This window comes from Neisseria flavescens (genome assembly GCF_001618065.1).
In the GTDB taxonomy this organism is placed as follows: domain Bacteria; phylum Pseudomonadota; class Gammaproteobacteria; order Burkholderiales; family Neisseriaceae; genus Neisseria; species Neisseria flavescens_A.
This window is the reverse complement of sequence record NZ_LAEI01000052.1, coordinates 1-4370: the sequence shown is the minus strand read 5'-3', so window position 1 is coordinate 4370 and position 4370 is coordinate 1. Positions and strand designations below refer to the sequence as shown.

General features: G+C 45.4%; 4 protein-coding genes and 1 pseudogene. All 5 read right to left on the bottom strand.

Annotated elements, in window-relative coordinates:
* Window positions 1–129: 129 nt before the first annotated feature.
* Complete coding sequence (locus TW89_RS08330; protein WP_049332348.1) at window positions 130–393, bottom strand: PAAR domain-containing protein; 264 nt, start codon at window positions 391–393, stop codon at window positions 130–132.
* A gap of 46 nt (window positions 394–439) precedes the next feature.
* Window positions 440–583: a hypothetical protein gene (locus TW89_RS11755; protein ID WP_164836714.1), complete on the bottom strand. Its 144-nt coding sequence runs from the start codon at window positions 581–583 to the stop codon at window positions 440–442.
* 20 nt (window positions 584–603) lie between these two features.
* Window positions 604–1584, bottom strand: a complete 981-nt coding sequence (locus TW89_RS08325) for a hypothetical protein (protein WP_128581129.1) — start codon at window positions 1582–1584, stop codon at window positions 604–606.
* Between the two features lie 347 nt (window positions 1585–1931).
* Window positions 1932–3959, bottom strand: coding sequence for an excinuclease ABC subunit UvrB (gene uvrB / locus TW89_RS08320; protein WP_128581128.1), 2028 nt, complete (start codon window positions 3957–3959; stop codon window positions 1932–1934).
* Between the two features lie 220 nt (window positions 3960–4179).
* Window positions 4180–4370 (bottom strand): annotated as a pseudogene (locus tag TW89_RS11865) (type IV pilin protein); the annotation flags it as partial.

Below are 4370 nucleotides of genomic sequence, written 5' to 3'. Positions count from 1 at the left end.
CCCGCCCACACTTCCAAATCGAAGGCTTGGATGTCAACTTGTCATTGGTATCTCAAATGCCTAAAGAAAAGAAATAAGCAATTAGGCAAACTTGAAAAATCCTCTTTCCAAAAAGGAAAGAGGATTTTTTTAATCACTCCCAACACTGGGCAAACTACTAATCAAAGCACATCCGCATGCAGTTTTACAACCATCGACAGCAACTGCTTTACCTTCAAACATCATATACTGACTGCCTTCAATAATCGGATTGTCACCATGACCGGTTATAGGGCAACTAACCAAATCGCCAACTAGTGCCGCAGGTTTTCCTTCAATAGTCATTTGGGAAGATGCTTGAATGACCATACCACCATGCGTAGTAGAATCGCCCAATCTAATAATACCCTTCATTTTTACATTCCTTTGCCGTCAATTCCTATAAACCAGATTGTAGATCTCAGACATTACCATAAGCCTGAATCAAACGCCCCATATAAAAACCATTATCCGTATTCCAACCAAATAACTGATTTTTCTGCTCAGTATTTTCAACAGCCAAACCTAACATGAGCAATTGATTTTCCGAAGCAAGAGGTCCCATAAAAAGTCCAGGATTATGTCTTAAAACACTATTTCTGTCGTAATGCCAGTCTCCTCCTGCTGCCTTAATACCATCCATATATTGCTGGATTTCCTCATGTGAAGAAGCAAACCACACTGCATCAACTGCTTCACCATGTAATCCATAATCCACATATTTTTCAATAACTGTGGTTGTTTGCCATCATCCAGCGTAATAGGTCGTTGTACCCATGCACGAATTGGTAGATTATTCTGTTTAGCCAAATGCTGAGAGGAAAAAACTATCCAGGTTACTGTTTCAGTAAATTCTAAATCATCCACATCTGGATTTAACCAAGCCGACAAGACAGCATGGATACCTTCAGGTTCGGATTTCTCAAACCAATTATCGATAAATTCACTCATATCCTGCAGAGGCATTATGGCCAAATCCAAGTTTTCTATACCAATAGTTTCCGACATATTGATTAGCTTATTTTGCCAGGCTTCATAAATATCATTGTCAGGAGTATGGATATGTACAGTCAATTTTTTTGAAAACTCAGCCAAAGATCTAATTCTTTCTTCTAGTTGCCACACCGTTGTTTCATGACACAATGGTCGTTCAAAGTTATCTTCTTCATCAATAAAAGCAATACAATCAAATCTCTCATTATCTTTAGTTTCAGCAATTACATCATTCAGTGCAATTTCAGACGGCAGAGCTACATAAGCGTCTATTACAGCTACTCTCTTACCAGCCCACTCTGTCCACTTCCTACGAATATTGTCTTTTTCTTTCTGCCATGCCTCCATAGCGGCATAACGATGGACTGAAGAAATATAGCGGTAAGAAAGTGCTGCAAACCATATAACAGGAAATGCCAACGAATAAATTGCATACTTTTTCAAAAATAAAATCCATAGCAATGAACAGCAACATGCCAATGCCAAAGTAGCGGCCCACATCCATGGTTTTCCCCACTTATTTTTGACTTCTGGAACTAATGTTGCGGGAACTTCAGGAATATTCCATTGCATTTTAAATAGCCTTATACTCAAAAAAATCAATTATATATAAAAATAACCATATTAGTTAAATATTAGCACATAGATTCTTAATATTATCTATGTAACTATCTAACCATTTATTAATTAACGTTTAATATAGAACTATACAGGCTCTTCTAAAAAATTGTCATCCTATATACAAGTCCATTTAACCATGGGCTTAACTATATGCAATATATCAAAATTATTCTAAGCTTCAAAAGCTTCTAAGTAAAAAGCTTAACCAGCTATTTAATAAATAAAATACAACATCTAAAACTAAAAATTTTATCCTCAACCTAAAAAATACTTATCTGCTAAGACAGATTCTCCTAAATTTATTCCGATCCAAACAATAAGTTCTCTTTAATATTCCTAATTTTATCGCGTAACACAGCCGCTTCTTCAAACTGCAAATCCCTAGCCGCCTGCTGCATGGCTTTTTCCAGTTTGGCGATTTCTTTAATCGCGTCTTCTTCGTTGTGAATCTCACCGACTTTAACCTTATTTTTACCTTTCAGACGGCCTTTGCTGCTGTCTTCTTCATGATACACGCCGTCGATGATGTCTTTGACCTGTTTTTTAATCTGCTGCGGCACGATACCGTGTTCTTCGTTGAATTTAATTTGTTTTTCGCGGCGGCGTTCGGTTTCGTCGATGGCGGCTTTCATGGAGTCGGTGATTTTGTCGGCGTACAGGATGGCGACGCCGTTCACGTTGCGCGCGGCGCGGCCTATGGTTTGAATCAGGCTGCGGTGTGAGCGCAGGAAGCCTTCTTTGTCGGCATCAAGAATGGCGACAAGGGAGACTTCGGGGATGTCCAAGCCCTCGCGCAACAGGTTGATGCCAACGAGTACGTCAAACAGTCCGAGCCGTAAATCTCTAATGATTTCAACGCGCTCGACGGTGTCGATGTCGCTGTGCAGGTAGCGCACTTTGATGCCGAGTTCGCTGTAATAGTCGGTGAGTTGCTCTGCCATGCGTTTGGTGAGGGTGGTAACGAGTACGCGCTCACCTTTTTGGATGCGGTCGTTGATTTCGCTCATTAAGTCATCGACTTGGGTGGCAACGGGGCGGATGATGATTTGGGGGTCAACCAGTCCTGTGGGACGGACGACTTGTTCGACTACTTGTCCGGCGTGTTCTTCTTCGTATTTGGCGGGGGTAGCGGAAACGAAGACTGTTTGTGGCATAACTTTTTCAAATTCGTGGAATTTGAGCGGGCGGTTGTCGCGTGCGGAAGGCAGGCGGAAGCCGTAGTCCACGAGGTTTTGCTTACGCGATGCGTCGCCTTTATACATACCGCCGATTTGGGTAACGGTAACGTGGCTTTCGTCAATGAACATGATGGCGTTGTCGGGCAGATAGTCCATCAGCGTGGGCGGCGGTTCACCTTCTTTTTTGCCGGAGAAGTGGCGGGAGTAGTTTTCGATGCCTTTGCAGAAACCCATTTCGTAGAGCATTTCGAGGTCGAAGCGGGTGCGCTGTTCGATGCGTTGTTGTTCGACGGGGCGTTGTTCGCGGGCGAAGAATTCAATGCGTTCGCGCAGTTCTTCTTTGATGGATTCGCAGGCGCGCAAGACGGTGTCGCGTGGGGTAACGTAGTGGCTGGACGGGAAGACGGTGTAGCGGCCGACGCGCTGGATAAGGCTGCCTGAAAGCGGGTCGAACATATCGAGACGGTCAATTTCGTCGTCAAACAGGCTGATGCGCAAGGCGTTTTCAGAGCTTTCGGCGGGGTACACGTCAATCACGTCGCCGCGCACGCGAAAGCTGCCGCGTTTGAAATCCAAATCGCCGCGTTCGTACTGCATGGAAACGAGCGTGGTGATGATGTCGCGCTGCTCAATGGTGTCGCCTTCTTTGACGGACAACACCATTTGTTGATACTCGGTCGGGTCACCGATACCGTAAATGGCGGACACGGTGGCAACGATAATCACGTCGTTGCGCGTCATCAGGTTTTTGGTGGCGGAAAGGCGCATCTGCTCGATGTGTTCGTTGATCGCGCTGTCTTTTTCGATGAACAAGTCGCGGCTGGGCACATAGGCTTCGGGCTGGTAATAGTCGTAGTAGGAGACGAAATATTCCACCGCGTTTTCAGGGAAAAACTCGCGCATTTCGGCGTAGAGCTGGGCGGCAAGGGTTTTGTTGTGCGCCATGATGATGGCGGGTCGGCCGCTTTGAGCAATGACGTTCGCCATGGTGTAGGTTTTACCCGAACCGGTTACGCCGAGCAGGGTTTGATAAGCAAGGCCGTCTGAAAGTCCTTCGAGCAAGCCGGCAATGGCAGTGGGCTGGTCGCCGGCAGGAGGAAATGGCTGATGGAGTTTAAACGGAGAATTGGGATATTGGATGACTTCCATAAGACGGCCTGTTTTATGTTCAGGTAAAGAGAGAATTATAACAAAGGGCCGTCTGAAAATTGATAGTGTGCCAATCTGATAAGACTAAATATTTCTTCTCCTTCCTTAGCTAACTGAGGTTGGTTGTGTTGGCAGGAACAATTAAACTCCCCTCTCCCCCAAAGGACGTGCCTGTGCACGTCCTTTTTCTTTATCCGCTTCCTCCCTTTCGATCAGGTTTCTACCCCATAAAAGGCTTACACTCCGCATCATTACCCCTAAATATCTCCTCGCCGTCCGTACAGCTGCCCTTCCCCTTCATCTTCCCGCACACCACCGCCGTCAGTGACTCGTTCAAGCGCAGCACCCTCGGCTCCGCTTCCCTATCCAGCGCCACCGCCTTCAAGGTAAACTTACCCTCCAGGATGCCCT

Bases quoted from the DNA above. Each gene is read 5' to 3' on its own strand.
- TW89_RS08330 (WP_049332348.1), bottom strand. From the start codon at position 393: ATGAAGGGTATTATTAGATTGGGCGATTCTACTACGCATGGTGGTATG.
- TW89_RS11755 (WP_164836714.1), bottom strand. From the start codon at position 583: ATGGGACCTCTTGCTTCGGAAAATCAATTGCTCATGTTAGGTTTGGCT.
- TW89_RS08325 (WP_128581129.1), bottom strand. From the start codon at position 1,584: ATGCAATGGAATATTCCTGAAGTTCCCGCAACATTAGTTCCAGAAGTC.
- uvrB (WP_128581128.1), bottom strand. From the start codon at position 3,959: ATGGAAGTCATCCAATATCCCAATTCTCCGTTTAAACTCCATCAGCCA.